Origin of the sequence: Geodermatophilus saharensis, from assembly GCF_900188205.1 — a bacterium.
Taxonomy (GTDB): domain Bacteria; phylum Actinomycetota; class Actinomycetes; order Mycobacteriales; family Geodermatophilaceae; genus Geodermatophilus; species Geodermatophilus saharensis.
On sequence record NZ_FZOH01000002.1, the window covers coordinates 121,980 to 145,383 of the forward strand.

Annotated in this window: 25 protein-coding genes and 1 riboswitch; of the genes, 17 read left to right on the forward strand and 8 right to left on the reverse strand. The window is 76.9% G+C overall.

What is annotated here, in order from left to right:
- Positions 1-20 precede the first annotated feature (20 nt).
- The 5 genes from CHC04_RS04815 to CHC04_RS04835 all read left to right on the forward strand — a co-directional run bounded on the left by CHC04_RS04815 (position 21) and on the right by CHC04_RS04835 (position 4,451).
- A complete protein-coding gene (locus CHC04_RS04815; RefSeq protein WP_089402780.1) occupies positions 21-515 on the forward strand; it encodes a glutathione peroxidase in 495 nt (164 codons plus the stop codon).
- 110 nt (positions 516-625) lie between these two features.
- Positions 626-1,342 (forward strand): mycothiol-dependent nitroreductase Rv2466c family protein, encoded by a 717-nt coding sequence (locus tag CHC04_RS04820; RefSeq protein ID WP_089402781.1) that lies wholly within the window; start codon positions 626-628, stop codon positions 1,340-1,342.
- Positions 1,343-1,405: 63 nt separating this feature from the next.
- The gene (locus tag CHC04_RS04825; protein ID WP_089402782.1) at positions 1,406-2,476 is read left to right on the forward strand and encodes a FecCD family ABC transporter permease; all 1,071 of its coding nucleotides are present in this window, start codon (positions 1,406-1,408) and stop codon (positions 2,474-2,476) included.
- The gene (locus CHC04_RS04830; protein WP_089402783.1) at positions 2,473-3,582 is read left to right on the forward strand and encodes a FecCD family ABC transporter permease; all 1,110 of its coding nucleotides are present in this window, start codon (positions 2,473-2,475) and stop codon (positions 3,580-3,582) included. Before CHC04_RS04825 ends, CHC04_RS04830 begins: the two co-directional genes overlap by 4 nt.
- Positions 3,579-4,451 (forward strand): ABC transporter ATP-binding protein, encoded by an 873-nt coding sequence (locus CHC04_RS04835; RefSeq protein ID WP_089402784.1) that lies wholly within the window; start codon positions 3,579-3,581, stop codon positions 4,449-4,451. Before CHC04_RS04830 ends, CHC04_RS04835 begins: the two co-directional genes overlap by 4 nt.
- Here CHC04_RS04835 and CHC04_RS04840 read toward each other — a convergent pair.
- Positions 4,421-5,371 carry a siderophore-interacting protein gene (locus tag CHC04_RS04840; protein ID WP_217897180.1) on the reverse strand — a complete coding sequence of 317 codons (951 nt, stop codon included), beginning with the start codon at positions 5,369-5,371 and terminating at the stop codon, positions 4,421-4,423. The genes CHC04_RS04835 and CHC04_RS04840 overlap by 31 nt on opposite strands.
- Positions 5,372-5,479: 108 nt before the next feature.
- Here CHC04_RS04840 and CHC04_RS04845 point away from each other — a divergent pair, with 108 nt between their 5' ends.
- Positions 5,480-6,481 carry an ABC transporter substrate-binding protein gene (locus CHC04_RS04845; protein WP_089402785.1) on the forward strand — a complete coding sequence of 334 codons (1,002 nt, stop codon included), beginning with the start codon at positions 5,480-5,482 and terminating at the stop codon, positions 6,479-6,481.
- Here the strand turns inward: CHC04_RS04845 and CHC04_RS04850 are convergent.
- Positions 6,478-7,470, reverse strand: coding sequence for an EamA family transporter (locus tag CHC04_RS04850; protein ID WP_089402786.1), 993 nt, complete (start codon positions 7,468-7,470; stop codon positions 6,478-6,480). The two genes, CHC04_RS04845 and CHC04_RS04850, sit on opposite strands and share 4 nt — an antisense overlap.
- Before the next feature lie 104 nt (positions 7,471-7,574).
- Here CHC04_RS04850 and CHC04_RS04855 point away from each other — a divergent pair, with 104 nt between their 5' ends.
- From CHC04_RS04855 to CHC04_RS04890, 8 genes are all read left to right on the forward strand, one after another.
- On the forward strand, positions 7,575-7,943 hold the full coding sequence (locus CHC04_RS04855; RefSeq protein WP_089402787.1) for a hypothetical protein: 369 nt from the start codon (positions 7,575-7,577) through the stop codon (positions 7,941-7,943).
- 29 nt (positions 7,944-7,972) lie between these two features.
- Complete coding sequence (locus CHC04_RS04860) at positions 7,973-8,758, forward strand: thioesterase family protein (RefSeq protein ID WP_089402788.1); 786 nt, start codon at positions 7,973-7,975, stop codon at positions 8,756-8,758.
- A 67-nt stretch (positions 8,759-8,825) separates the two neighbouring features.
- The gene (locus CHC04_RS04865; RefSeq protein WP_089402789.1) at positions 8,826-9,716 is read left to right on the forward strand and encodes a mechanosensitive ion channel family protein; all 891 of its coding nucleotides are present in this window, start codon (positions 8,826-8,828) and stop codon (positions 9,714-9,716) included.
- Positions 9,713-10,237 carry an Rv3103c transmembrane domain-containing protein gene (locus tag CHC04_RS23390; protein WP_141233686.1) on the forward strand — a complete coding sequence of 175 codons (525 nt, stop codon included), beginning with the start codon at positions 9,713-9,715 and terminating at the stop codon, positions 10,235-10,237. The genes CHC04_RS04865 and CHC04_RS23390 overlap by 4 nt, the downstream gene beginning before the upstream one ends.
- Positions 10,238-10,278: 41 nt before the next feature.
- A complete protein-coding gene (locus tag CHC04_RS04875; RefSeq protein WP_089402790.1) occupies positions 10,279-11,325 on the forward strand; it encodes an NAD(P)H-dependent flavin oxidoreductase in 1,047 nt (348 codons plus the stop codon).
- 21 nt (positions 11,326-11,346) lie between these two features.
- Positions 11,347-11,464: riboswitch (SAM riboswitch) on the forward strand.
- Positions 11,465-11,506: 42 nt separating this feature from the next.
- Positions 11,507-12,799, forward strand: a complete 1,293-nt coding sequence (locus tag CHC04_RS04880) for a bifunctional o-acetylhomoserine/o-acetylserine sulfhydrylase (RefSeq protein ID WP_089402791.1) — start codon at positions 11,507-11,509, stop codon at positions 12,797-12,799.
- A 1-nt stretch (position 12,800) separates the two neighbouring features.
- Positions 12,801-13,883, forward strand: coding sequence for a homoserine O-acetyltransferase MetX (gene metX, locus CHC04_RS04885; protein ID WP_245816995.1), 1,083 nt, complete (start codon positions 12,801-12,803; stop codon positions 13,881-13,883).
- 90 nt (positions 13,884-13,973) lie between these two features.
- Positions 13,974-15,038 carry a threonine aldolase family protein gene (locus CHC04_RS04890; protein WP_089402792.1) on the forward strand — a complete coding sequence of 355 codons (1,065 nt, stop codon included), beginning with the start codon at positions 13,974-13,976 and terminating at the stop codon, positions 15,036-15,038.
- 67 nt (positions 15,039-15,105) lie between these two features.
- Here the strand turns inward: CHC04_RS04890 and CHC04_RS04895 are convergent, their stop codons facing one another.
- Positions 15,106-15,684, reverse strand: a complete 579-nt coding sequence (locus tag CHC04_RS04895) for a gamma carbonic anhydrase family protein (protein ID WP_089402793.1) — start codon at positions 15,682-15,684, stop codon at positions 15,106-15,108.
- 63 nt (positions 15,685-15,747) lie between these two features.
- Here CHC04_RS04895 and CHC04_RS04900 point away from each other — a divergent pair, with 63 nt between their 5' ends.
- Positions 15,748-16,329 carry a YdeI/OmpD-associated family protein gene (locus tag CHC04_RS04900; RefSeq protein ID WP_217897181.1) on the forward strand — a complete coding sequence of 194 codons (582 nt, stop codon included), beginning with the start codon at positions 15,748-15,750 and terminating at the stop codon, positions 16,327-16,329.
- A 1-nt stretch (position 16,330) separates the two neighbouring features.
- On the opposite strand, the gene CHC04_RS04905 is transcribed toward CHC04_RS04900, so the two are convergent.
- From CHC04_RS04905 to CHC04_RS04925, 5 genes are all read right to left on the reverse strand, one after another.
- A complete protein-coding gene (locus tag CHC04_RS04905; RefSeq protein ID WP_089402794.1) occupies positions 16,331-17,347 on the reverse strand; it encodes a C40 family peptidase in 1,017 nt (338 codons plus the stop codon).
- Positions 17,348-17,590: 243 nt separating this feature from the next.
- The gene (locus CHC04_RS04910; protein WP_089402795.1) at positions 17,591-18,064 is read right to left on the reverse strand and encodes a hypothetical protein; all 474 of its coding nucleotides are present in this window, start codon (positions 18,062-18,064) and stop codon (positions 17,591-17,593) included.
- A gap of 72 nt (positions 18,065-18,136) precedes the next feature.
- Positions 18,137-18,439 (reverse strand): hypothetical protein, encoded by a 303-nt coding sequence (locus tag CHC04_RS04915; RefSeq protein WP_089402796.1) that lies wholly within the window; start codon positions 18,437-18,439, stop codon positions 18,137-18,139.
- A gap of 151 nt (positions 18,440-18,590) precedes the next feature.
- Positions 18,591-19,274: an NADPH-dependent F420 reductase gene (npdG, locus tag CHC04_RS04920; protein WP_089402797.1), complete on the reverse strand. Its 684-nt coding sequence runs from the start codon at positions 19,272-19,274 to the stop codon at positions 18,591-18,593.
- Positions 19,275-19,350: 76 nt separating this feature from the next.
- Positions 19,351-20,397, reverse strand: coding sequence for an LLM class F420-dependent oxidoreductase (locus CHC04_RS04925; protein ID WP_089402798.1), 1,047 nt, complete (start codon positions 20,395-20,397; stop codon positions 19,351-19,353).
- Between the two features lie 252 nt (positions 20,398-20,649).
- On the opposite strand from CHC04_RS04925, the gene CHC04_RS04930 reads away from it, so the two are divergent.
- Complete coding sequence (locus CHC04_RS04930; protein WP_089402799.1) at positions 20,650-21,957, forward strand: acyl-CoA dehydrogenase family protein; 1,308 nt, start codon at positions 20,650-20,652, stop codon at positions 21,955-21,957.
- Positions 21,954-23,309 carry a phosphotransferase family protein gene (locus tag CHC04_RS04935; protein WP_089402800.1) on the forward strand — a complete coding sequence of 452 codons (1,356 nt, stop codon included), beginning with the start codon at positions 21,954-21,956 and terminating at the stop codon, positions 23,307-23,309. Before CHC04_RS04930 ends, CHC04_RS04935 begins: the two co-directional genes overlap by 4 nt.
- Positions 23,310-23,404 lie beyond the last annotated feature (95 nt).

A 23,404-nucleotide genomic window follows, 5' to 3' on the forward strand; every position in this document is an offset into this window, starting at 1 on the left:
CCGGCCCGCGAGGAGTGCCCGTGACCGACCTGCTCGACCTGCCCGTCGCGACCCTGCAGGGCGCGGACACCACCCTCGGCGAGCTCACCGGCCGTCGTCCGGCGCTGCTGGTCAACGTGGCCAGCCGGTGCGGCCTGACCCCGCAGTACACCCGCCTCGAGGAGCTGCAGCGCGAGTACGGCCCGCGCGGGTTCACCGTCGTCGGGGTGCCCTGCAACCAGTTCGCCGGCCAGGAGCCGGGCACCGCCGAGGAGATCGCCGGGTTCTGCTCGGCCACCTACGGCGTCACCTTCCCGATGACCGAGAAGCTCGAGGTCAACGGCGAGGGCGCGCACCCGGTGTACCGGCGGCTGACGACGACGCCCGACGCGAGCGGCGAGGCCGGCCCGGTGCAGTGGAACTTCGAGAAGTTCCTGGTCGACGGCGACGGCGCGGTCGTGGCGCGGTTCCGCCCCCGGACCGACCCGGGCTCGCCCGAGGTCCGCACCGCCATCGAGGAACTCCTCCCGGCCTGACCGGGCGCCTCCGGGGTGCCAATAGCGCTACAAAGGCACCCCTCGGGTGCCAATGGCGCTACAAGGGCTCCGGTCGGGCCGGGGCGCGGCGGCGGGGGCAGCATGGAGCCGTGGCCGACCTGCACTTCTACTTCGACCCCGTCTGCCCGTTCGCCTGGCTGACCAGCAAGTGGGTCCGCCTGGTCGCCGCGCAGCGCGACTACGACGTCGACTGGCGGCTGATCTCGCTGCGGCTGCTCAACGCGCACGTCGACTACGCCGCCCACTTCCCGCCCGAGTACGAGGCGGGCCACACCGCGGGGCTGCGGCTGCTGCGGGTGTTGGCGCAGACGCGCGAGCAGCACGGGCGCGCGGCGGTCGGCGTCCTCTACGAGCACCTCGGGCAACGGGTGTTCGAGACCGAACCCGACCGTCCGGGCACCGCGGCCGAGCGCGGCACGGCCGCCTACCTCGAGCCGGTGCTGGAGCGGGCCGGGCTGCCCCGCGACCTGGCGGCGGTGTTGGACGACGACCGCTGGGACGGCGTCCTGCAGGCCGAGACCGACGAGGCGCTGTCGCTGACCGGCCGCGACGTCGGCACGCCGATCCTGCACTTCCAGCCGCCGGACGGCGTCGCGTTCTTCGGCCCCGTGATCAGCCGGGTGCCCGCCGAGGACCGCGCGGTCGAGCTGTGGGACCACGTGGTGGGGCTGGCCCGCTTCCCCGGGTTCGCCGAGCTCAAGCGCAGCCTGCGCGAGGTGCCGCAGCTGCCCGCTGCGGGCGTGGCACCCGGCGAGGTCGGCGTCGAGGAGGACTGGCACGCCGGCAGCCGCCGGCTCGAGCGGTGAGCGCACCCCCGGGGCACCGACTAAGGTGAGGCTCACCTAGCCCCTGCCGTCCGGAGCTCGCCGGTGCCCGTCCCCAGCGCCACCCGCCCGTCTCCGGCGACCCCGGGGACGGGCGGGCGGACGGCCCGCGCCGCGCGGACCCGGCGCCGCGTCCTCGGCGTCGTGCTCCTGCTGGTCCTCGTCGTCGCCGCGTGCGCGGCGAGCATCGCCGTCGGCACCCGCCCGCTCGGGCTGGAGACCGTGTGGACCGCGCTCACCGACCGGTCGCTGCGCACCGAGGAGGCGGTGATCGTCTGGGACCTGCGGGTCCCGCGGACGGTGCTGGGCCTCCTCGTCGGTGCCGCGCTCGGCGTCTCCGGCGCGCTCATGCAGGGTCACACCCGCAACCCGCTGGGCGACCCCGGCCTGCTCGGCGTCACGGCCGGGGCGTCGTTCGCCGTCGTCCTGGCGATCACGCTGCTCGGCGTCGGCACGCCGTCGGGCTACGTCTGGTTCGCCTTCGCCGGGGCCCTGGCCGGCACCGTCGCCGTCTTCGTGCTCGGCTCGGTCGGTCGCGGCGGGGCCACCCCGGTCACCCTCGCGCTGGCCGGTGCGGCGCTGTCGGCGCTGCTGTTCGCGCTGGTCCGGGCGCTGCTGGTCAGCGACTCGGACTCACTCGACGCCTTCCGCTTCTGGGTGGTGGGGGCGCTGGCCGGCCGCGGCGCCGACGTCGCCTGGCAGGTGGCGCCGTTCATCGCCGCCGGCCTGGTGCTCGCGCTGCTCAACGCCCCCGCCCTCGACCTGCTCGGCATGGGCGAGGACGTCGCCCGGGGCCTGGGCCAGCGGGTCTGGCTGGCCCGCGGGCTCGGGCTGGCCGCGGTCACGCTGCTGGCCGGCGCGGCCACCGCCGCCTGCGGCCCGATCGCCTTCGTCGGGCTGGTCGTGCCGCACGCCGTGCGGGCGTTCACCGGGCCGGCGCACCGCTGGCTGGTGCCCTGCTCCGGCCTGCTCGGGGCGGTGCTGCTGCTGTCGGCCGACGTGCTCGGCCGGGTCGTGGCCCGCCCGGGCGAGCTGCAGGTGGGCATCGTGCTGGCGCTGGTCGGCAGCCCCTTCTTCGTGGCGCTGGTCCGCCGCCGGCGAGTGGCGACGCTGTGACCGCCACCGCCGACACCCTCCGCGCGACGACGCCGCCCGGGCCCGGGGGGCGCCCGGGCGGCCGCGCGGTCACCGTCCGGGTCGGGCCGGTCTCGGCGCGGTTCCGCTGGCGCTCGGTCGTCGTCCCGGTGGTCGCGCTCGCCGTCGTGGTGCTGCTGGCGGCGGTCGGCCTGGGGCGCGGCGACTACCCCATCGGCACCGTCGACGTGCTGCGCACGCTGGTCGGCGCGGGCACCGACGCCCACCGCTTCGTCGTCCTGGAGCTGCGCGCCCCGCGGACGCTGGTCGGGGTGCTGGTCGGCCTGGCGCTGGGGACCGCCGGAGCGCTGTTCCAGACCTTCGCCCGCAACCCGCTGGCCTCCCCCGACGTCCTCGGCATCACCCAGGGCGCCTCGGTCGGCGCGGTGGCCGCCATCGTGCTGGGCGGCGGGGGCTCGGCCGGCGCGCTGCTCGACGGCCTCGGCGTGCCGCTGGCCGCGCTGCTCGGCGCGCTGGTCTGGGGTGCCCTGCTGTTCGTCCTCGCCTGGCGTTCGGGGCTCGACGGCTTCCGCCTGGTGCTCGTCGGCATCGCGCTGTGGACCACCGGCACCGCGCTCACCGACTGGTTGCTCACCCGCGCGGAGATCTACGACGCCGCGGCCGCCTACGTGTGGATCACCGGCTCGCTCAACGCCCGGACCTGGGACCAGGCGACCCAGCTGGCGGTCGCGCTGGCGGTGCTGCTGCCGCTGGCGCTGGCCGCCGGTCGGGTGCTGGGGGTCCTGCAGTTCGGCGACGACACCGCCCGCGGCCTCGGCGTCCGGCTGGCCCGCGCCCAGGCGGCGGTGGTCGTCGTCGCGGTCCTGCTCGTGGCCGCCGCGGTGGCCGCCGCCGGGCCGATCGCGTTCGTGGCGCTCGTGGTGCCGCAGATCGCCGTCCGGCTGACCGGGGGCTCGCGGCCACCGCTGCTGGCCTCGGGCCTGCTCGGCGCGGCGCTGGTGACCGCGGCCGACCTGCTGACCCGCACCGTCCTGCCCGAGGCGCTCCCCGTCGGCATCCTCACCGCCGCCGTCGGCGCGCCCTACCTGCTCTGGCTGCTCGTCCGCGGGAGGCGGACCCCCGCATGACCACCTCCACCTCCGAGGCGCCCGTGCACGAGCCCCCGCCCGCCCCCGCCGTCCGCCTGGCCGCCGAGGACCTGCGCCTGGCCTACGACGACCGGGTCGTCGTCGACGGCCTCGACCTCGCGCTCACCGACGGCTCGTTCACCGCGATCGTCGGCCCGAACGGCTGCGGCAAGTCCACGCTGCTGCGCGCGCTGGGCCGGCTGCTGCGCCCGGCGGCCGGCCGGGTGCTGCTCGACGGGCGCTCGATCGCGAGGACGCCGACCCGCGAGGTGGCCCGCGTCCTCGGCCTGCTGCCGCAGACACCGGTGGCCCCGGCGGGGCTGACCGTGGCCGACCTGGTCGCCCGCGGCCGGCACCCGCACCAGAGCTGGCTGCAGCAGTGGTCGCGCGAGGACGAGGCCGTCGTCGCCGAGGCGCTGGCCTGGACCGACATGGCCGACCTCGCCGACCGCCCCGTCGACGAGCTCTCCGGCGGGCAGCGGCAGCGGGCCTGGATCTCGATGGCCCTGGCGCAGGAGACCGACCTGCTCCTGCTCGACGAGCCGACGACCTACCTGGACCTGTCGCACCAGATCGACGTCCTGGAGCTGGTCGCCCGGCTGCACGCCGAGCGCGGCCGGACCGTCGTCGTCGTGCTGCACGACCTCAACCTCGCCGCCCGCTACGCGCAGCGGCTGGTGGCCATGCGCGACGGCGTCCTGGTGGCCTCGGGGACGCCGCACGAGGTGCTCACCGAGCGGCTGCTGGCCGAGGTCTTCGACCTCGAGGCCCGCGTGGTGCCCGACCCGGTGGCCGGGACGCCGCTGGTGGTCCCCGTCCGCCGCCTGCCCCGCCGGGGTCAGGACTCGGAGCGGCCCTCGCGCCAGTAGCCCATGAAGGCCACCGAGCGCCGGTCGACGCCGAGGTCGGCGACCAGGTGCCGCCGCAGCCGCTTGACCACCCCGGCCTCACCGGCCAGCCAGGCGTAGCAGCCCGCGCCCGCCCCCGGGTCCTCGGGGACCTCCCACAGCGGCCCGCTGTCGAGGTCGACGTCCTCCGGGGCGGCAGCCGGCGCCGCGGCGACCCCGAGGTCGACCAGCGCGGCGTGGACGGCGGGGACGAGCAGCTCCCCGCGCCGGCGGTCGCCGCGCGCCAGCCAGCGCACCTCCACGCCCACGGGCAGCCGGAGGTCCTGCACGTCGCGCGCCTCGGGCACCTCGAGGACGGCGACGGCGCGCCGGCCCGGCGGCAGCGACTCGAGGATCGCGCCGACGGCGGGAACCGCGGTCTCGTCGCCGGCCAGCAGCAGGCAGCGGGCGGTCCCCGGCGGCGCCCACTCCACGCCCCAGGCGCGACCGCGGCCGGGCCGGTCGGGGCCCATGAGCACCACCGGGTCACCGGGCGCGGCCTGCGCGGCCCAGGTCGCCGCCGGGCCGGCGGACCCGTCGCCGACGCCGTGCAGGACGACGTCGAGGTCGACCTCGGCCGCCTCCGGCCGCGCCGCGCGCACGGTGTAGGTGCGCAGCACCGGTCGCCGCTGCTCGGGCAGCGCACACCAGGCGGGGTACCACTCGGCGCCGGCGGCGTGCAGCTCGGCGAGTGCGGTGGGATCGGGGACCAGGACGAGCTTGACCCGCTGGTCGTCACCGGCGACGCCGAACTCCCCGAGCCGCGGGCCGGTGAGGGTGATCCGCACCGTCGACGGGCCGAGCGGGCGCACCCGGGCGACGACGGTGTCGAAGAACAGCCACCGCGGCAGGGTCGCGGCCTCGGTCGTCGCCTCGGTCGTCGCCTCGGTCGTCGTCGCCACCGGTGTCTCCTCCGCTCGGGGACGGCCCGTGCGGACCGTTGGTAAGGCAAGGCTAACCTGCCCTCGCTCGCAGGGGGAACCCCCTGCCCCGACCCGCGAGGAGACCCCGTGTCCCGACCCCCGCGCCTGCTCGGCGCCTCCCTGGCGCTCACGACGCTGCTCGCCGCCAGCGCCTGCGCTCCCTCCGAGGACACGCGGGCGGCCGCCGCGCCCGGTGGGGGCTGGTCGTTCACCGACGACGTCGGCACCACCGTCGAGCTCGACGCGCGCCCCGAGCGCGTCGCCGGCCTCAACGACGTCGTCTCCTCGCTGTGGAACCTCGGCATCGAGCCGGTGGCCACCTTCGGGCAGACCTCGGCTGCCGACGACGTCCAGTTCGAGGGGCGCGACCTGTCCGGGGTGGAGATCGTCGGGGAGAGCTACGGCGCGATCGACCTCGAGGCGCTGGCCGCGGCCGACCCCGACGTCGTCGTCACCAGCGTCTACCCGGTCGACTCCGAGGGGACGCTGGACGGCACCCAGCCGCTGTACGGCTTCGAGTCCCTCGAGCAGCAGGAGCAGGTGGCGCGGATCGCGCCGATCGTCGCGATCGCCTGGCGAGGATCGGCCGCCGACGTCGTCGAGCGCACCGCCGAGCTCGCCGCGGCCCTCGGCGCCGACACCGACGGCGGGGAGGCGCGTGCGGCCCGGCAGGCCTACGACGACGCCGCGGCCGCCCTCACCGAGGCCGCCTCCTCCGGCGTCACCGTGCTGCCGGTGGCCGCCTACCCCGACGAGGGCTTCTACATGGCCAAGGCCGCCGACGACCCGTCGCTGCGGCTCTACCGCGACCTCGGCGTGCAGTTCGTCGACCCCGGCGGCGAGGGCTACTTCTGGGAGACTGCGAGCTGGGAGGTCGTGCCGCAGCACCGCAGCGACGTCCTGCTGTACTCGCTGCGCGGCGCGATGACGCCGGAGCAGATGGCCGGCCAGCCCACCTACGGGCTGCTGCCCGCCGCGCAGGCCGGCCAGGTGCACCCGTGGGAGTACGTCGGCATGGACCACGCCGCCCAGGCCCGCTACATGGAGCGGCTGGCCGGCTGGCTGCGCGACGCGCAGAAGGTCACCTAGGCAGCGGAGCGGCCCGGCGCGAGCGGCGCCGGCGCCTCCGGGAGGGGCGCCGGCGCCGGCCGCGCCGCGGCCGTCCGCGCGGTCTGCGCCAGCGCGATGCCGGCGAGGACGACCAGGCCGCCGGCCACCTGCCAGCCGCTGAGCACCTGTCCCAGCCACGCCCAGGCGACCACCGAGGCGAACACCGGCTCGACGGTGGCCACCAGCCCGGCGGTGGTGGGCGGCAGGTGCCGCAGCGCGGCGATCGACAGCCAGAACGGCACGACCGCCCCGAGGACGGCGATCCACGTCACCAGGACCCACAGCGGCAGCTGCACCGCGCCGAGCGAGACCGGCACCCGCTCGCCGAGCACCCCGGCGTCGAAGGGTGCGGTGAACGGCGCGACGACGGCCCAGAACAGGGCCGCGGCCACGAACGTCCAGGTGGTCAGCGCGACCGGGTCGCGGGTGGCCGCCCCACGCTCGCCCATCAGGTAGTAGGTGGCCAGGCACACCGCCGCGGCCAGGGCGGCGCCGACACCGAGCAGGTCCAGCGACCCGCCGCCCCGCCACACCTGGGCGACCAGCACCAGTCCCGACAGCGACAGCGTCAGCGCCAGCCAGATGCGCGGGCGCACCGGCTCCCTGCGCACCAGCCGGACCCACAGCGCGATCCCGACCGGCGCGGTCATCTCGAAGACCAGGGCGATGCCGACCGGCAGCCGGCCGATGGCCACGAAGTAGAGGAACTGGGTCAGCGCGACGCCGACCACGCCGAACGCGGCGAGGAAGGGCACCTCCCGCCAGGACAGCCGCAGCCGGTGCGGCGAGACCAGCGCCAGTGCGGCCAGCAGGCCCACCGCCGCCCCGCCGCAGCGCATCGCGGTCAGCCAGGTCGGCGGGACGCCGGCCTGCAGCGCGAGCGTGGAGACGGTGCCGTTGACGGCGAACAGGCCGGCCGCGGCGACGGTCGTGGTGTAGCCGACGGCGGGACGGCGGGTGTGCGGCACCCGTCCGACTGTAGCGGGCGTAGTGACAGACGCCACCTACCGGTGTGTCGGGCGCGACACTCACCGGTGCGTGACTCCCAGGGACGTCGGGCACCCTCGACGTCGTGACCGAGACCCGCCCGCCGTGGTCGCGGCGGCGCCGCCGGCTGCTGGTCGGCCTGGCCCTCGGCGGGGTGGCCGGCGGTCTCGGGGCGGTCGTGCTGCCGGCCGAGATCGGGGTGACGGCGGGCTTCCTCGGCGCCCTGTGCGGGTTCCTGCTGGTCGCCGCGGCGGTGCTGTTCGTGGCCATCCCCGGGCCCGACACCCTCGGCACGCTGGTGCGCACCACACCGCTGGCCGGCGCGGTGTGCGTCGTCGCCGTCCTGCTGGCGCTGTCCACGGAGGGCCGGCCGCTGCGCTGGGTGTGGTGGACGGCGGCCGCCGCGGGCGCGCTCTGGGTGGCCGCGGCGGTGTGGCTGGCCCGCCGCGGGTGACCGGGAGGTCCGGCGCGAGACTGCGGGGCGTGCAGCTGCCCCCCGCCTACTACCTGCCCGACGGCCCCGGCGCCTTCGTCGCCACCGCGCTCACCATCGGGCCGTGGGACCCCGGCCTGCAGCACGCCGGCCCGCCCGCCGCGCTGCTGGCCCGCGAGGTCGAGCGCACCGGCGGGATCGACGGCGGGCAGCCGGTGCGGCTGGCCTTCGACGTCCTCGGTCCGGTGCCGGTGGGGCCGGTGCGGGTGGCCGCGCGGGTGCTGCGGCCGGGTCGCCGGATCGAGCTGGTGGAGGCGACGCTGGAGGCCGGCGGGCGCCCGGTGGTGCGGCTGACCGCCTGGCGGATGCGGGTCCGCGACTCGGCGGCCACCGCGCACCCGCCGCAGCGCCTCGCGGTCGGGCCGGAGGACGGCCGCCCGGCGCAGTTCGACGTCTTCAGCGAGGAGGTCGCCTACCACCGGTCGCTGGAGTGGCGGGAGGCCGGCGGCTCGATCACCGCGACCGGCCCGGCCGCCGCGTGGACCCGGCCGCTGTGCGGCCTGGTCGAGGGCGAGCCGATCACGCCGCTGGAGCACCTGCTGGTGATGACCGACGCGGCCAGCGGCATCTCCGCGGCGCTGGACTGGTCGCAGGCGACCTTCGCCAACGTCGACCTCGTCGTCGCGCTGTTCCGGCAGCCGGCCGGGGAGTGGCTGGCGATGGACGCCGTCACCACGCTGGGGCCCGGCGGGCTCGGGCAGTGCGCCGCCGACCTCTACGACGCCGACGGGCGGATCGGCCGCTCGGTCGCGTCGCTGTTCGTCGAGCCGCGCTGAGCGCGCTGCCAGGGGAGCCCGGTTGGATGGGGGCACGACGCGACACGGACGGAGGACCTGACCTGCCATGGGCCCGCTGACCGACCTGCTCGACTGGCTCGCCGGCCGCGGCCTGGAGATCGTGCTGATCATCCTGGGCTCGGTGCTGATCGCCCGGTTCACCACCTGGGTGGGCACCCGGATCACCGACCGCATCGACGCGCGCTCCACCGGCGGGGACGTGCTCGTGCGCTCGGAGGCCGCCAAGCACCGGCACTCGCTCACCCAGGTGATCACGTGGGCGCTGATCGTGCTGGTCTACACCGTGGCGGCGTTCTACGTGCTCGACCGCCTCGGCGTCCCGATCACCGGGCTGGTCGCGCCGGCCACCGTGCTCGGCGTCGGGCTGGGCTTCGGCGCGCAGCGCATCGTCGGCGACGTCCTCGCCGGGTTCTTCCTCATCACCGAGCGGCAGTACGGCTTCGGCGACGTCGTCTCCATCGCCGTCGTCGGCGGGGGCGACCCGGCCGCGGGCACCGTCGAGGACGTCACGCTGCGGGTGACCCGGCTGCGCTCGGCCGACGGCGAGGTGGTGACCGTGCCCAACGGGCAGATCGTCAAGGTCACCAACCTCTCGCGCGACTGGGCGCGGGCGGTGGTCGACGTCCCGGTGCCCACGAGCGCCGACGTCACCCGGGTCAACGAGATCCTCCACGACGTCGGCCGGGACGCCTTCGCCGACGCCGAGCTGCGCCGGCTGCTGCTCGACGAGCCCAGCGTCATGGGCGTGGAGAGCATCGACCTCGACCAGGTCAACGTGCGGGTGGTGGCCCGGACGCTGCCCGGGCGGCAGTTCGAGGTGGGCCGCGACCTGCGCGAGCGGATCGTGCTGGCCTTCGCCGCGGCGGGGCTGACGCTCGCCCCGAGTCCCGAGCCGGCCGCCGTCGCGACCCGGCCCCCGCCGGCGGCGCGGCCGTGACCGTCCCCGGCGCCCCGCGCTCCCCCGGCCCCGAGCCCGGCACCGGGCCCGTCCCCGGCGGCGACCCGGCCGGCCGCGGCCGCTTCGGCCTGTCCGCCCTGCGCCGCACGCCCGGCCACATCGGGCGGGCCCGCACCTCCACGGTGGTCCTGGTCGTGCTGTTCCTCGGCCTGGGGCTGCTGTACCTGTACGTGCGGCCGGACCCGGCCGAGACCGCGCCGGCGGGCACCACGACCGTCACCACGCCGGCCCCCGCACCACCGGCCACCACCGCGCCGCCGACCACCACCGCGCCGCCGACCACCGAGGCCCCCGCGACCACCACGGACGCCCCGCCGACGACGACCGACGCCCCGGCCACGACGGACGTCCCGTCGCCGACCACCGCGCCGACCACCGCGCCGACCCCTGCGCCGACCACCGCCCCCGGGGAGACGCCGTCGGAGCCGCCGGTCCCGACCACCACCCGGGCCCCGACGGCGCCGGCCACCGAGCCGACGACGGTCTCGCCGCCCGGCTGAGGCCCACCCGGTCGGCCCCGCCGGGGCGGAGGATGGCCGGCATGGTCCTGGAGCTGCGCCGCCCGATCGTGCAGGCACCGATGGCCGGCGGGCCGTCGACCCCGGCCCTCGCCGCGGCCGTGTCCGAGGCCGGCGGGCTGGGCTGCCTGGCCGCCGGCTACCGGACGCCGGCCGCGGTGCGCGAGGAGATCCGCGCCGTCCGCGCGCTGACCGGGCAGCGGTTCGCCGTCAACGTGTTCGTGCCCGGCCCGCCCGGCGACGCCGGCGCCGTGGCCCGCTACGCCCGCGAACTGGACGCCGAGGCCCGCCGCTGGGGCGTCGGCCTCGGTGAGCCCCGCGCCGACGACGACGCCTGGGAGGACAAGGTCGCGCTGCTCGCCGAGGAGCGGGTGCCGGTGGCCTCGTTCACCTTCGGCCTGCCCGGCGCCGACGTGGTCGCCGCGCTGCACGCCGCCGGGGCCACCGTGCTCGTCACCGTCACCACGCCGGAGGAGGCGGTGGCCGCCCGCGACGTCGGCGCCGACGCGCTGGTCGTGCAGGGCGTCGAGGCCGGCGGGCACCGCGGGAGCTTCACCGACCGCGACGGCGAGGGCGAGTACGGGCTGCTGCCGCTGCTGCGGCTGGTCGCCCGGGCCGTCGACCTGCCGCTGGTCGCCGCCGGCGGCATCCCCGACGGCCCCGCCGTCGCCGCGGTGCTCGTCGCCGGCGCCGAGGCCGCGCAGCTGGGCACCGCGTTCCTGTGCTGCCCCGAGGCGGCGACCACCCCGGAGCACCGCGCCGCACTGACCACGCGCGGGCGCACGGCGCTGACCCGGGCCTTCAGCGGCCGGCGCGCCCGCGGGCTGGTCAACCGCTTCCTCACCGAGCACTCCGCCGCCGCGCCGGCCGCCTACCCCGAGGTGCACCAGCTGACCGCGCCGCTGCGCGCCGCCGCCCGGCGGGCCGGCGACGACGGCGGCTACAACCTGTGGGCCGGGCAGGGCCACCCCCTGGTCGAGGCCGTCCCCGCCGCCGAGCTGGTGCGCCGCCTCGACGACGGCGCCCGCGCGGCGCTGGCTCGCCCGTACCCCGGGACCGGCGGCCGCTGACCTCGGCTATCGTCGGACCAGGCTCACGAGAGGCAGCGCGAAGCACCTGGCTGGCTGCCCGGCAACCTCTTCCTCCGTCTGAGGTGCTCCCAGGGGAAGAGCCGGCCGTGCGGCGCCCGCCGCCCGGCAAGGACGGAGCACCTGTGCGCCGCAGGTCCTCCGGGACGAGAGGAGACGGCGCGTGACCGACCCGAAGAGCTGGAGTTTCGAGACCCGGCAGATCCACGCCGGGACCAGCCCCGACCCCACCACCGGGGCCCGGGCGCTGCCCATCTACGCCACCACCAGCTACCAGTTCCGCGACACCCAGCACGCCGCGGACCTGTTCGCGCTGGCCGAGCTGGGCAACATCTACACGCGGATCATGAACCCCACGCAGGACGCGCTCGAGCAGCGCGTGGCCTCCCTCGAGGGCGGCGTCGCGGCGCTCGCGGTGGCCAGCGGCCAGGCCGCCGAGACCCTGGCGCTGCTCAACGTCGCCGAGGCCGGCAGCCACGTCGTCGCCTCCGCCTCGCTCTACGGCGGCACCTACAACCTGCTGCACCACTCGCTGCCCAAGCTCGGCGTCGAGGTGTCCTTCGTGGAGGAGCCCGACGACCCGCAGAACTGGCAGGCGCTGGTCCGCGAGAACACCAAGGCGTTCTACGGCGAGTCGATCGGCAACCCGAAGGGCGACGTCCTCGACATCACCGCCGTGGCCGAGGTGGCGCACCGCAACGGCGTGCCGCTGATCGTCGACAACACCATCGCCACGCCGTACCTGGTGCGCCCGCTGGAGCACGGCGCCGACGTCGTCGTGCACTCGGCCACCAAGTACCTCGGCGGGCACGGCACCGCGATCGCCGGCGTCATCGTCGACGGCGGCGGGTTCGACTGGACGTCGGGGAAGTTCCCCGGGTTCACCACGCCGGACCCGACCTACCACGGCGTCGTCTACGCCGACCTCGGCGCGCCGGCCTACGCGCTCAAGGCGCGGGTGCAGTTGCTGCGCGACCTCGGCCCGGCCATCAGCCCGTTCAACGCCTGGCTGGTGGTGCAGGGGATCGAGACGCTGTCGCTGCGCATGGAGCGGCACGTGGCCAACGCCCAGCGGGTGGCCGAGTTCCTCGAGGCGCACGACGAGGTGGAGGCGGTGCACTACGCCGGCCTGCCGTCCTCGCCCTGGCACGCCGCCCAGCAGCGCTACGCCCCCAAGGGCGCCGGCGCGGTGCTGGCCTTCGAGATCCGCGGCGGCATCGAGGCGGGGAAGCGGTTCGTCGAGGGGCTGGAGCTGCACAGCCACGTGGCCAACATCGGCGACGTGCGCAGCCTGGTCATCCACCCGGCGTCCACGACCCACTCGCAGCTGACCGCCGACGAGCAGCTGACCGCCGGCGTCACCCCGGGCCTGGTCCGGCTGGCCGCCGGCCTGGAGGGGATCGAGGACGTCCTGGCCGACCTCGAGGCCGGGTTCCGCGCCGCCAAGGGGGCCTGACGTGACCGGGGTGCGGGACCTCCCGGGGTCCCGCACCCCGCCGCGCACCGGCGGGTGGCGCGACGGCGACCCCGCCGGGGACCGGCTGTTCCTCGACCTGGACGGACCGGTCCGCCTCGAGCGCGGCGGGGTGCTGCCCGGCGTCCGGGTCGCCTACGAGACGTGGGGGACGCTCGCCCCCGACGGCGGCAACGCGGTGCTGGTCGAGCACGCGCTCACCGGCGACAGCCACGTCACCGGCCCCGCCGGGCCCGGCCACCCGACGCCGGGCTGGTGGGCGTCGCTGGTGGGGCCGGGCGCGCCGCTGGACACCGACCGGCTCTTCGTCGTCTGCGCCAACGTGCTCGGCGGGTGCCAGGGCACCACGGGACCGTCGTCGACGGCGCCCGACGGCTCCCCGTGGGGGCCGCGGTTCCCCGAGGTGACGGTCGGCGACCAGGTGCTGGTCGAGGCGGCGCTGGCCGACGCGCTGGGGGTGCGCCGGTGGGCCGCCGTCGTCGGCGGGTCGATGGGCGGCATGCGGGCGCTGGAGTGGGCGGTCGCGCTGCCCGAGCGGGTGGCCGGGCTGTTCTTCCTCGCCTCCGGCGCCGCGGTCACCGCCGACCAGCTCGGCACGCAGACCACCCAGCAGGCCGCCATCCGCGCCGACCCGGCCGCCGGGCTCGGCGTCGCCCGGCGGATCGCGCACCTGACCTACCGCAGTGCGCTGGAGCTGGAGGAGCGCTTCGGCGCGACCGTGCAGGACGACGGCCGGTTCGCCGTCGCCTCCTACCTGGAGCACCACGCCGACAAGCTCACCCGCCGCTTCGACGCCGGCAGTTACCTGGTGCTCACCGAGGCGATGAACACCTGGGACGTCGGCCGCGGCCGGGGCGGGGTGGAGGCGGCGCTGGCCCGGGTGAGCGCGCGCGCCGTCGTCGCCGGGGTGGACAGCGACCGGCTCTACCCGCTGGACCTGCAGCAGCGGGTGGCCGACGGGCTCGGGGTGCCGCTGCGGGTGATCACCTCGCCGTACGGGCACGACGGGTTCCTCATCGAGGCCGACGCCGTCGGCGCGCTGGTGCGCGAGCTGCTGGGTACCTGAGGCCGTCCCCTTCCCCGTCGAGATCCCGTGATCTCGCCGCTCCGGGGCCCCCGGGCGGGCGAGATCACGGGATCTCGACAGACTGACCCGGTGAGCGACGACGACCTCGAGACCCTGCGCCCGTCCTGCGACCGCGCCCTGTCCGGCCACGGCCCGGTGCGCGCCGGCGCGCTGCTGGCGACGATCCCGGCCGACACCGCGGTGGACCGCTACGGCGCGGGCGGCGTCGTCGCGGAGCTGGAGGCCGAGGTGGCCGGCCTGCTGGACAAGCCCGCGGCGGTGTACCTGCCCAGCGGCACGATGGCCCAGCAGGCCGTGCTGCGGGTGCACGCCGGGCGCACGCTGCGGCGCACCGTCGTCGCCCACCCCGAGTGCCACCTGTTCCAGCACGAGGACGGCGCGCTCGAGCGGCTGCACGGGCTGGTGCCGCGCCCGGTCGGCGACCGCAACCGGCTGCTGCTGCGCGCCGACCTCGACGCCGTCGCCGAGCCGCCGGCCGCGCTGGTGGTGGAGCTGCCCCAGCGCGACCTCGGCGGGCAGCTGCCGCCGTGGGACGACGTCGTCGAGCAGACGGCGTGGGCGCACGACGTGCACTCCGTGGCCCACCTCGACGGCGCCCGGCTGTGGGAGGCCACGGCCGGCTACGACCTGCCGCCGGCCGACCTCGCCGCCCCGTTCGACACCGTCTACGTCAGCTTCTACAAGGGCCTCGGCGCGCTGGCCGGGTGTTGCCTCGCCGGGCCGGCCGACGTCGTCGCCGAGGTGCGCGAGTGGCGGCACCGCATGGGCGGCACGCTGTTCGGGCTGTGGCCGGGCGCGGCGTCGGCACTGACCTGCCTGCGGCAGCGGCTGCCGCTGATGCCGCGCTACCTGGAGCGGGCGCGCGAGGTGGCCGCCTGCGTGCGCGACCTGCCCGGCGTGCGCGTCGTCCCCGACCCGCCGCAGACGCCGATGCTGCACCTGCTGCTGGAGACCACGCCGGAGGCGTTCGGCGCCGCCGCGCGGGAGCTCGCCGAGGGAGGGCTGTGGACCTGGCCCTCGGCGGCGTCCACCGGCGACCCGGCCGTGCTGCGCGTCGAGCTCGGCGCCGGTGACGCGACGCTGGCCCTGTCCCTCGACGAGATCCGCGCCGCCGTCGCCCGCTTGGCGAGGTGAGGGAACGGCCCCCTCGCAGGGCCCCGCCGCGAGCCTGCGAGCGGTGGGGGGCGAGGGGGGTCCTTCGTCAGTCGGCGGCGTCGCCCGGGATGTGCCCGGCCGGGGGCAGCGGGCGGCGCACGACCGGCCGCACCTTGCGGGCCGCGGGCAGCCGCTCGGTGTAGCTCGCCGCGTTGAGCCGGATGTGGGTCAGGTCGTCGTCGGTGACCTGCCGCCGCACCGTCGCCGGGACACCGGCCACCAGGGAGCCCGGCGGCACCTCCGTCCCCTGCGTGACGACGGCGCCGGCGGCCACGATCGAGCCCGCGCCGATGACCGCGCCGTTCATGACGACGCTGCCCATGCCGATCAGGACGTCGTCGCCGATGCGCGCGCCGTGCAGCACCACCCGGTGGCCCACGGTCACGCCGCGGCCGATGACCAGCGGGAAACCGGGGTCGGAGTGCAACGTGCTGCCGTCCTGCACGTTGGAGCCCTCGCCGATCTCGATGACCTCGTGGTCGGCGCGCGCGACCGCCCCGTACCAGATGCTCGAGTGCGGCCCCATCGTGACCGCGCCGACCACCACCGCCGTCGGCGCGACGAACGCCTCGTCGTCGATGGCCGGCGCGCCGAACTCCAACTGAGCGATGTAGTTGTCCGCCACGACCCCACCCCAGCACAACCGGCCCCTGGACGGCACCCGGGACGGCGGCCAGGATCGGCGCCCGTGACCGTGCCGACCGACCTGCCGGTGCTCGCCTTCCCCGACCAGGCCGCCTTCGAGGCGTGGCTGGAGGCCGAGCACGCCACCGCGCCCGGCCTGTACGTGAAGCTGGCCAAGAAGGGCGCCGGGGTGCCGTCGCTGACCTACGCCGAGCTGGTCGAGTCCGTGCTGTGCTTCGGCTGGATCGACGGCCGCTCCAACCGCTTCGACGAGCAGTGGTACCTCATCCGCGTCACCCCGCGCCGGCCGCGCAGCGTGTGGTCGCAGAAGAACGTGGCCGCCGTCGCCGAGCTCACCGCGGCCGGCCGGATGCGCCCGGCCGGGCTGGCGCAGGTGGCGGCGGCACAGGCCGACGGCCGCTGGGACCGCGCCTACGCCGGGCCGGCCACCGCCACCGTCCCCGACGACCTCACCGCCGCGCTGGACGCCGAACCCGCCGCGCGGGCGGCCTTCGACGCGCTCGACGGGCAGAACCGCTACGCCGTCCTGTACCGCGTGCACACCGCCGCGACCCCGGCCACCCGGGCGAAGCGGATCGCCGCGCTGGTGCAGATGCTCGCCGAGGGCCGCCGCCCACACCCGTGAGTCATGCCACGCGGACGGCGCCGCGGTACCCGGCCTGGTCGACGCTGGTCACCGCGACCGGCTGCCCGAACGTGCGGGCGTGCACCATGCGGCCGTCGCCGATGTAGATGCCGACGTGGCTGACCGGCGAGTAGAAGTACACGATGTCGCCCGGCAGCAGCTCGGCCCGCGAGACCGGCGTGCCCATCGTCGACTGCGCCTTGCTCGAGTGCGGCAGCGAGATCCCGGCGGCGGCGTAGGCGTACTGGGTCAGCCCCGAGCAGTCGAACCCGTCGGGCCCGGAGGAGCCCCACACGTAGGGGTCGCCGAGCTGGGCCAGGGCGGTCTCGACGGCGGTGGCGGCGGCGGGCCCGGGGGCTCCGGCCGCGGCGACGGCGGCCGGCGGCGCGGCCAGGACCGGCCCGGCCAGCGCCGCGGTGACCCGCGCCTGCTCGGCCGCCGTCAGCCGCTCGAAGTCGGCCTCGTAGCGGTCCACCTCGGCCTGCACCTGCGCCTGCTGCTCCTCCAGCGTGCGCAGCGCCGCGGTGGCCTCGGCGGCGGCCGCGTCGGCCGAGGCCCGGGTCTCGGCGGCACGGGCCTGGGCGGCGGCGACGTCGGTGAGGACGCCGTCGGTGTGGTCGGCGATGAGGTCGATCATGGTCATCTGCGCGATGAGGTCGTCGGCGGAGTCGCTGCCGAGGAACGCGGCCACGCGGGACCGGGTGGTGCCGGTGTAGCCGCTCTGGGCGATGGCGCGGATGGCCGGCTCGTAGGTCGCGAGGGTGGCCTCGGCGTCGTCGGCGGTGCGGTCGGCGTCGGTGGCGGCCTGCTGCTGGGCCTCGACGGCCAGCTGCGCCTGGTGCACCTGCTCGTCGAGCGCGGTGAGCCGCCGGCCGGCCTCCTCGACCAGCTGCGCGGCCTCCTCGGCGGTGGAGGGCGCGGCCGCGGCCGACCCGGGGACGAGCACGAGGGCCACCAGGCCGGTGGCGGCGAGGACCGCGCCCGTCCAGCGGCGTCCCGTCGTCCGGTTGCGCTGCACGATCGGCCTCCCCCTGCCGCCGTCCCGGGCGGCCCCCTGTGGTCGACACGGACCGTAGGGAGGTGATCAGCGGAGCGTGTGCAGGGCGCGCGGTGATCGGGACGGGCGGGACCTCACCGGTCCCGTTCGTCCCACCCGCCCCGGGGGTCGCGGCGAGGAGCCGGTCCTGTCAGGGGGCGGTGCCGTCAGGGGGCGGTGCCGTCAGGACGGTGCCGTCAGGACGGTGCTGTCAGGACGGTGCCGTCAGGAGGCGGTGCTGCGCCGCCGGTCGGGCGCCATGGGGACGAGCGCGTCGGAGACGGCTCCGGTGACGAAGGAGTAGAGGGCCTTGCCGGCCACGTCGACGACGCGGTCGCGGCGGTCCCACGTCCACGGCGGGTCACCGACGCCGGTGGCGTTCTCCAGGGTCTGGTCGGTGGCCAGCCGGACCGAGGTGTGCCAGGCCGACGCGCGCCAGCCGCGCAGCCCGCTGGCCGACCAGACGCCGCGCAGCGCGCCGACGGCGGCGCCGGTACCCCAGTGCATGAGGTGGTTGCGGACGAACGGGCGTTCGGAGCCGGGCGGCCGGCGGCGGGTGGCCAGCGCGGTCAGCGTGCGGCCCGGCACGTAGGAGTCCGGTCGCCCGGTCACCTGCTGTTCGGCCTTCTCGGCCAGGGTCATCGCCGCGGTGCCGGCCAGACCGGCCAGGGCACCGCGCATCGCCGCTCGTCCCAGCATGGCCAGGCCCTACCCGCGGGCCGGGGCTCCCCGAACCTGGCGGCGTCCGGTGGGGGGCGGCTGGTCCGTCGTCTAGCCGGCCAGGGGCTCCTGGGCGTCGAGGCCGGCCACGCGCTGCAGGTCGCGCAGGACGGCCGACAGCTCGTCGGCGGTCCACGGCTCGCAGCAGTCGCAGCCGTCCTCGCTGAAGCAGCGCAGGCCCAGCGTCCCGCCGGCCTGGTCCTCGTCGATGGACAGGTGCCCGCTCGACGGCGAGCGGTGGCAGGCACACCCGGAGGCGCACAGCCCGATGCCCCAGCCGGAGACGACGACCGTCCGGCCGTCGTCCCAGATCTGGCCCACCTGGAAGACGGAGGGCTTCTGCGTGCGGGTCATGGAGTGCTCCCCTCGACGCCCCCACTGCCGGAGGCTGCTGCGGTTGCGCCGAAAAGTAATCCGCGAACCGGGTTTGAGGGCATCACCCCTGCGGTATGACACGGCGTTTCGACGCCTTGCGTCACAGCTGCCCCACGGGTGGGGCGGCGCCTCACACGTCGGTGACCCGCAGCCCGGCGTGCGCCTTGTACCGCCGGTTGACGCTGATCAGGTTGGCGGTGAGCGCCTCGACCTGGCGCGCGTTGCGCAGCCGGCCGGCGTAGATCCCGCGCATGCCCGGTACCAGACCGGCCAGGGCCTGGACCAGGTCGGTGGCCTCGCGGTCGTCGCCGAGCACCAGGACGTCGGTGCCGACGTCGGTCACCTCCGGGTCCTCGAGCAGGACGGCGCTCACGTGGTGGAACGCGGCGACGACGCGGCTGTCGGGGAGCAGCGCCGCAGCCTGCTGGGCGGCCGAGCCCTCCTCGACCGGGAGCGCGAAGCAGCCCTGCTTGTCGAAGCCGAGCGGGTTCACGCAGTCGACCACGATCTTCCCGGCGAGCTCCTCGCGCAGGCCGGCCAGCAGGTGGCCGTGCCCCTCCCAGGGCACGGCCACGACGACGACGTCCCCGGCCCGGGCCGCGCCGTGGTTGTCGGCGCCGGTGACGTCGCCCCCCGTGGCGCCGGCGAGGTCGGCGGCGGTGGCGGAGGCCCGCCCGGCGTCCCGGCTGCCCAGCACCACCCGCACGCCGGCGGCGGCGAACCGCCGGGCCAGGCCGCGCCCCTGCGGGCCGGTGCCGCCCAGCACCGCCACGGTCAGGCCCTCGGGCACGCCGGCCCCGCTCGCCTCGGTCACAGGACGCCTCCTCGCCGCGCTCCCCGGCGGAGCACCCGGGCCGGACGCTAGCCGACGGCCCGGCGGCGGCCGCCGGTCACAGGTCCTGCGCCAGCTCCCGCAGCTGCTCGACGGTGCGCAGCCGGCCGGCCCGCTCGGGCTGCACCAGGGAGGCCACGAGCGTGGTGACCCCGGCGTCGCGGAGTGCGGCCAGCCGCTCGGCCACCCAGCCCCTCGGGCCGACCAGCGACGTCGCCTCCACCAGCTCGGCCGGGACCGCCGCGGCGGCCTCCTCCCGGCGGCCGGCGAGGTAGAGGTCCTGGACGGTGGCGGCGGCCTCGGCGTGCCCGTAGCGGACGGCGAGCTCGTTGTAGAAGTTGCGGCCGCGGGCACCCATGCCGCCGAGGTAGAGCGCGAGGTCGGCCCGGGACCGCTCGCGCAGCTCGCCGAGGTCCTCCCCGATCGCGCACGGGACGCCGACGCGCACGTCGAGCGGGCCCAGCGCCGGGTCCCGCCGGGCCGCGCCGGCCGCGAGCGCGCCACCCCAGGTCTCGGCGGCCCGCTCGGGGACGAAGAAGATCGGCTCCCAGCCCTCGGCGATCTCGGCGGTCAGCTCGACGTTCCTCGGCCCGATCGCGGCGATGGTGACCGGGATGCGCTCGCGCACCGGGGTGGAGATCAGCTTGAGCGGCTTGCCCAGGCCGGTGCCCTGGTCCGGCGGCAGCGGCAGCGTGTAGTGCTGTCCGTGGTAGACGACCCGCTCGCGCCGCCAGACCATCCGGCAGATCTCGACGATCTCCCGCTGGCGGGCCAGCGGCGCGTCGTATCGGACGCCGTGGAAGCCCTCGACCACCTGTGGGCCGCTGGCGCCCAGCCCCAGGGTGAACCGGCCGCCGGAGACCATGTCGAGGCCGGCGGCGGTCATCGCCGTCAGCGTCGGGGTCCGGGTGAAGGCCTGCAGGATGCCGCTGGTCAGCTCCATGCGCTCGGTGACCGCGGCGAGGTACCCGAGCTGGCTGACGGCGTCGAAGCTGTAGGCCTCGGCGACCGAGACCAGCTGCAGCCCGGCGCGCTCGAGCTCGCCGATCTCGTCGGCGACCTGCCGGAAGCCGCCGTCGTACCGGATCCGCATGCCGACGCGCACGGCCCACCGCCTCCCGGATCGGAACCGGGGTCACCCTACGGGCGGGCGCCGTCCGGGCCCCGTGGACTGCCGGTGCTCCTCGCGCAGGGGGGGCGCTGCAGCACCGGCGACGCACGAGGAACACCGGCACGCCGCGCCCTTCGGGCGGCCCCGGCGAGGGGGCGCCGCGGGCCGCCGGCGGACGGCGTTGACCCCGGGCGGTGCCGCTGCCAGGGTCGGGTCCACCGGCACCGCCGCCGGACAGGAGGTCGCATGACCCCGCACGACCGGCCTCCCGCGCCGTCCGCGTCCCGCGGCGAGGTCGCCGGGTCCGCGCTGCCCGCCCGGCTGACCGCGCTGCTCGCCGACCTCGACGCGTTCGTCGCGGCCGAGGTCGACCCGCTGGAGGAGCAGGACGACAACGTCCGCTTCTTCGACCACCGCCGCGAGTTCGCCCGCACCGACGTCGAGGCCGGCGGGGTGCCCCGGGCGGAGTGGGAGGAGCTGCTGGCCGAGGTGCGCCGCCGAGCCGACGCCGCCGGGTGGCTGCGGTACTCCCTGCCGGCCGAGCTGGGCGGGCGCGACGGCAGCAACGTCGACATGGCCGTCGTCCGCGAGCACCTCGCCCACCGCGGGCTGGGCCTGCACAACGACCTGCAGAACGAGCACAGCGTCGTCGGCAACCTCGTGGTGCCGCACCTGCTGCACCTGTTCGGCACCGGGGAGCAGCGTGAGGAGTTCGTCGAGGCGCTGGTCACCGGCGAGCGCCGGATGCCCTTCGCGCTCACCGAGCCCGACCACGGCAGCGACGCCACGTGGATGGAGACCCGCGCGGAGCGCGACGGCGGCGACTGGGTGATCACGGGCCGCAAGCGCTGGATCACCGGAGTGCACACCGGCACCCACCTGCTGGTCTTCGCCCGCACCTCGGGCCGCCCGGGCGAGGCCCGCGGGATCAGCGCCCTGCTGGTACCCGCCGACGCCCCGGGCCTGTCGGTCCCGCAGTTCTGGTGGACGCTCAACATGCCCACCGACCACGGCGAGGTGGTGCTCGACCGGGTCCGGGTACCCGGCTCCGCGGTGCTCGGCGCCGAGGGCGAGGGGCTGGCGGTCGCACAGACCTTCGTGCACGAGAACCGGATCCGCCAGGCGGCCTCCGGCGTGGGCGCCGCGCAGTTCTGCATCGACCGCTCGGTCGCCTACGCCCGGCAGCGGCACACCTTCGGCCGGCCGCTGGCCGAGCGGCAGGCGATCCAGTGGCCGCTGGTCGAGCTGCACACCGAGGCCGAGATGGTCCGCACGCTCATCCGGGCCACCGCGGCCGACCTCGACGAGGTGACCGCCCGCCGGGAGCCGGCGGTGACCATCGGCCACCGCGTCTCGATGTGCAACTACCGCGGCAACCGGCTCGTCTGCGACGCCGCCGACCGCGCGATGCAGGTGCACGGCGGCATGGGCTACTCCCGCCACCTGCCCTTCGAGCACATCTACCGCCACCACCGCCGCTACCGGATCACCGAGGGGAGCGAGGAGATCCAGATGCGGCGGGTGGCCGGGCAGCTGTTCGGCTTCCTGCGGTGACCGGGGAGCCGGCGAGCGCGCTCGCCCGGCGGCTGACCCGGCTCACCGGCCGCCCGGTGACCGTCGAGGGGCTGACGCGGCTCACCGGCGGGGCCAACCGCGCGACGTGGGCGTTCACCGCGGTGGACGCCTCGGGGCGCCGTGACCTGGTGCTGCGCGGCGGCGCCGGCACCGGCGGCGCCCCGCTGGCCGTGGAGGCCGCCGCGATCACCGCGGCCGCCCGGGCGGGCGTGCCGGTGCCCGAGCTGGTCGACGCCGGCACCGGGGAGGACGGCCTGCCGGCGGAGTACCTGCTGATGGCCCGCGTGGACGGCGAGACGATCCCGCGCCGCCTGTTGCGGGACGCGACCTACGCGACGGCGCGGGCGGGGCTGGCGCGCGAGCTCGGCGCCGTCCTCGCCCGGCTGCACGCCGCCTCGTTGGACGGGCTGGACGCGATCCCGGCCGTCGGGGACCCGCTGGAGCGGCTGACGGCGACCTACCTCACCGGCGGCCCGCCCCCGCCCGGGCTGGCGCTGGGCCTGCGCCGGCTGCGCGAGCACCGCCCGCCGCCGCACGGGCCGGTGCTCGTGCACGGCGACTTCCGGCTGGGCAACCTGATGGTGGGCCCCGACGGGCTGCGTGCCGTCCTGGACTGGGAGCTGGTGCACCGCGGCGACCCGCTGGAGGACCTCGCCTGGTGCTGCGCCAAGGTGTGGCGCTTCGGCTCCCCGCTGCCCGCGGCCGGGGTCGGCACCCGCGAGGAGCTGCTCGACGGCTACGCCGCGGTCGCCGGCTGGCGGCCGACGGCGGCGGAGCTGCACTGGTGGGAGCTCCACGCCACCGTGCAGTGGGGTCTGATGTGCCGGGCGATGACCGAGCGCCACCTGTCGGGCGCCGAGCCGTCGGTCGAGCTGGCCGCGATCGGCCGGCGCGCCGCCGAGCAGGAGTTCGACGTCCTGCTCGCTCTCGGCCTCGACACCCCGGACACGGCCGCGCCCGACGGGGAGCCGGCCGGGGACGAGCTGCTCTTCGGCCGGCCGACCGCCGCCGAGCTCGCCGCCGCGGTCGGGGACTTCCTGGCCGGTGAGGTGCGGGCGGCCACCGGCGGGCGGACGTCGTTCCACGCGCAGGTGGCGGCCAACGTGCTCGCCACCGTGCGCCGCGAGCTGCTGCTCGGCGAGGGCGCCCGCGCCCGGCGTCTGGCGCGGCTGCACGGCCTGGACCTCGCCGACGACGCCGCGCTGTCCGCGGCGGTCACCGACGGCTCCCGCGACGACCGATGGGAGGAGGTGGTCGCCGCCGTCCGCGAGGGGGTGCGCGACCGCCTGCGGGTGGCCAACCCCCGCCACCTCGCCGTCCCCGACGCCTGACCGGCGCTCCCCCGACCAGGTGACGTGCTGGAACGGCCCGCCTGCAGGGGCCCGCCCCGAGCCCCGGCGAGGGGTGGGGGCAGGCGGGTCCTTCG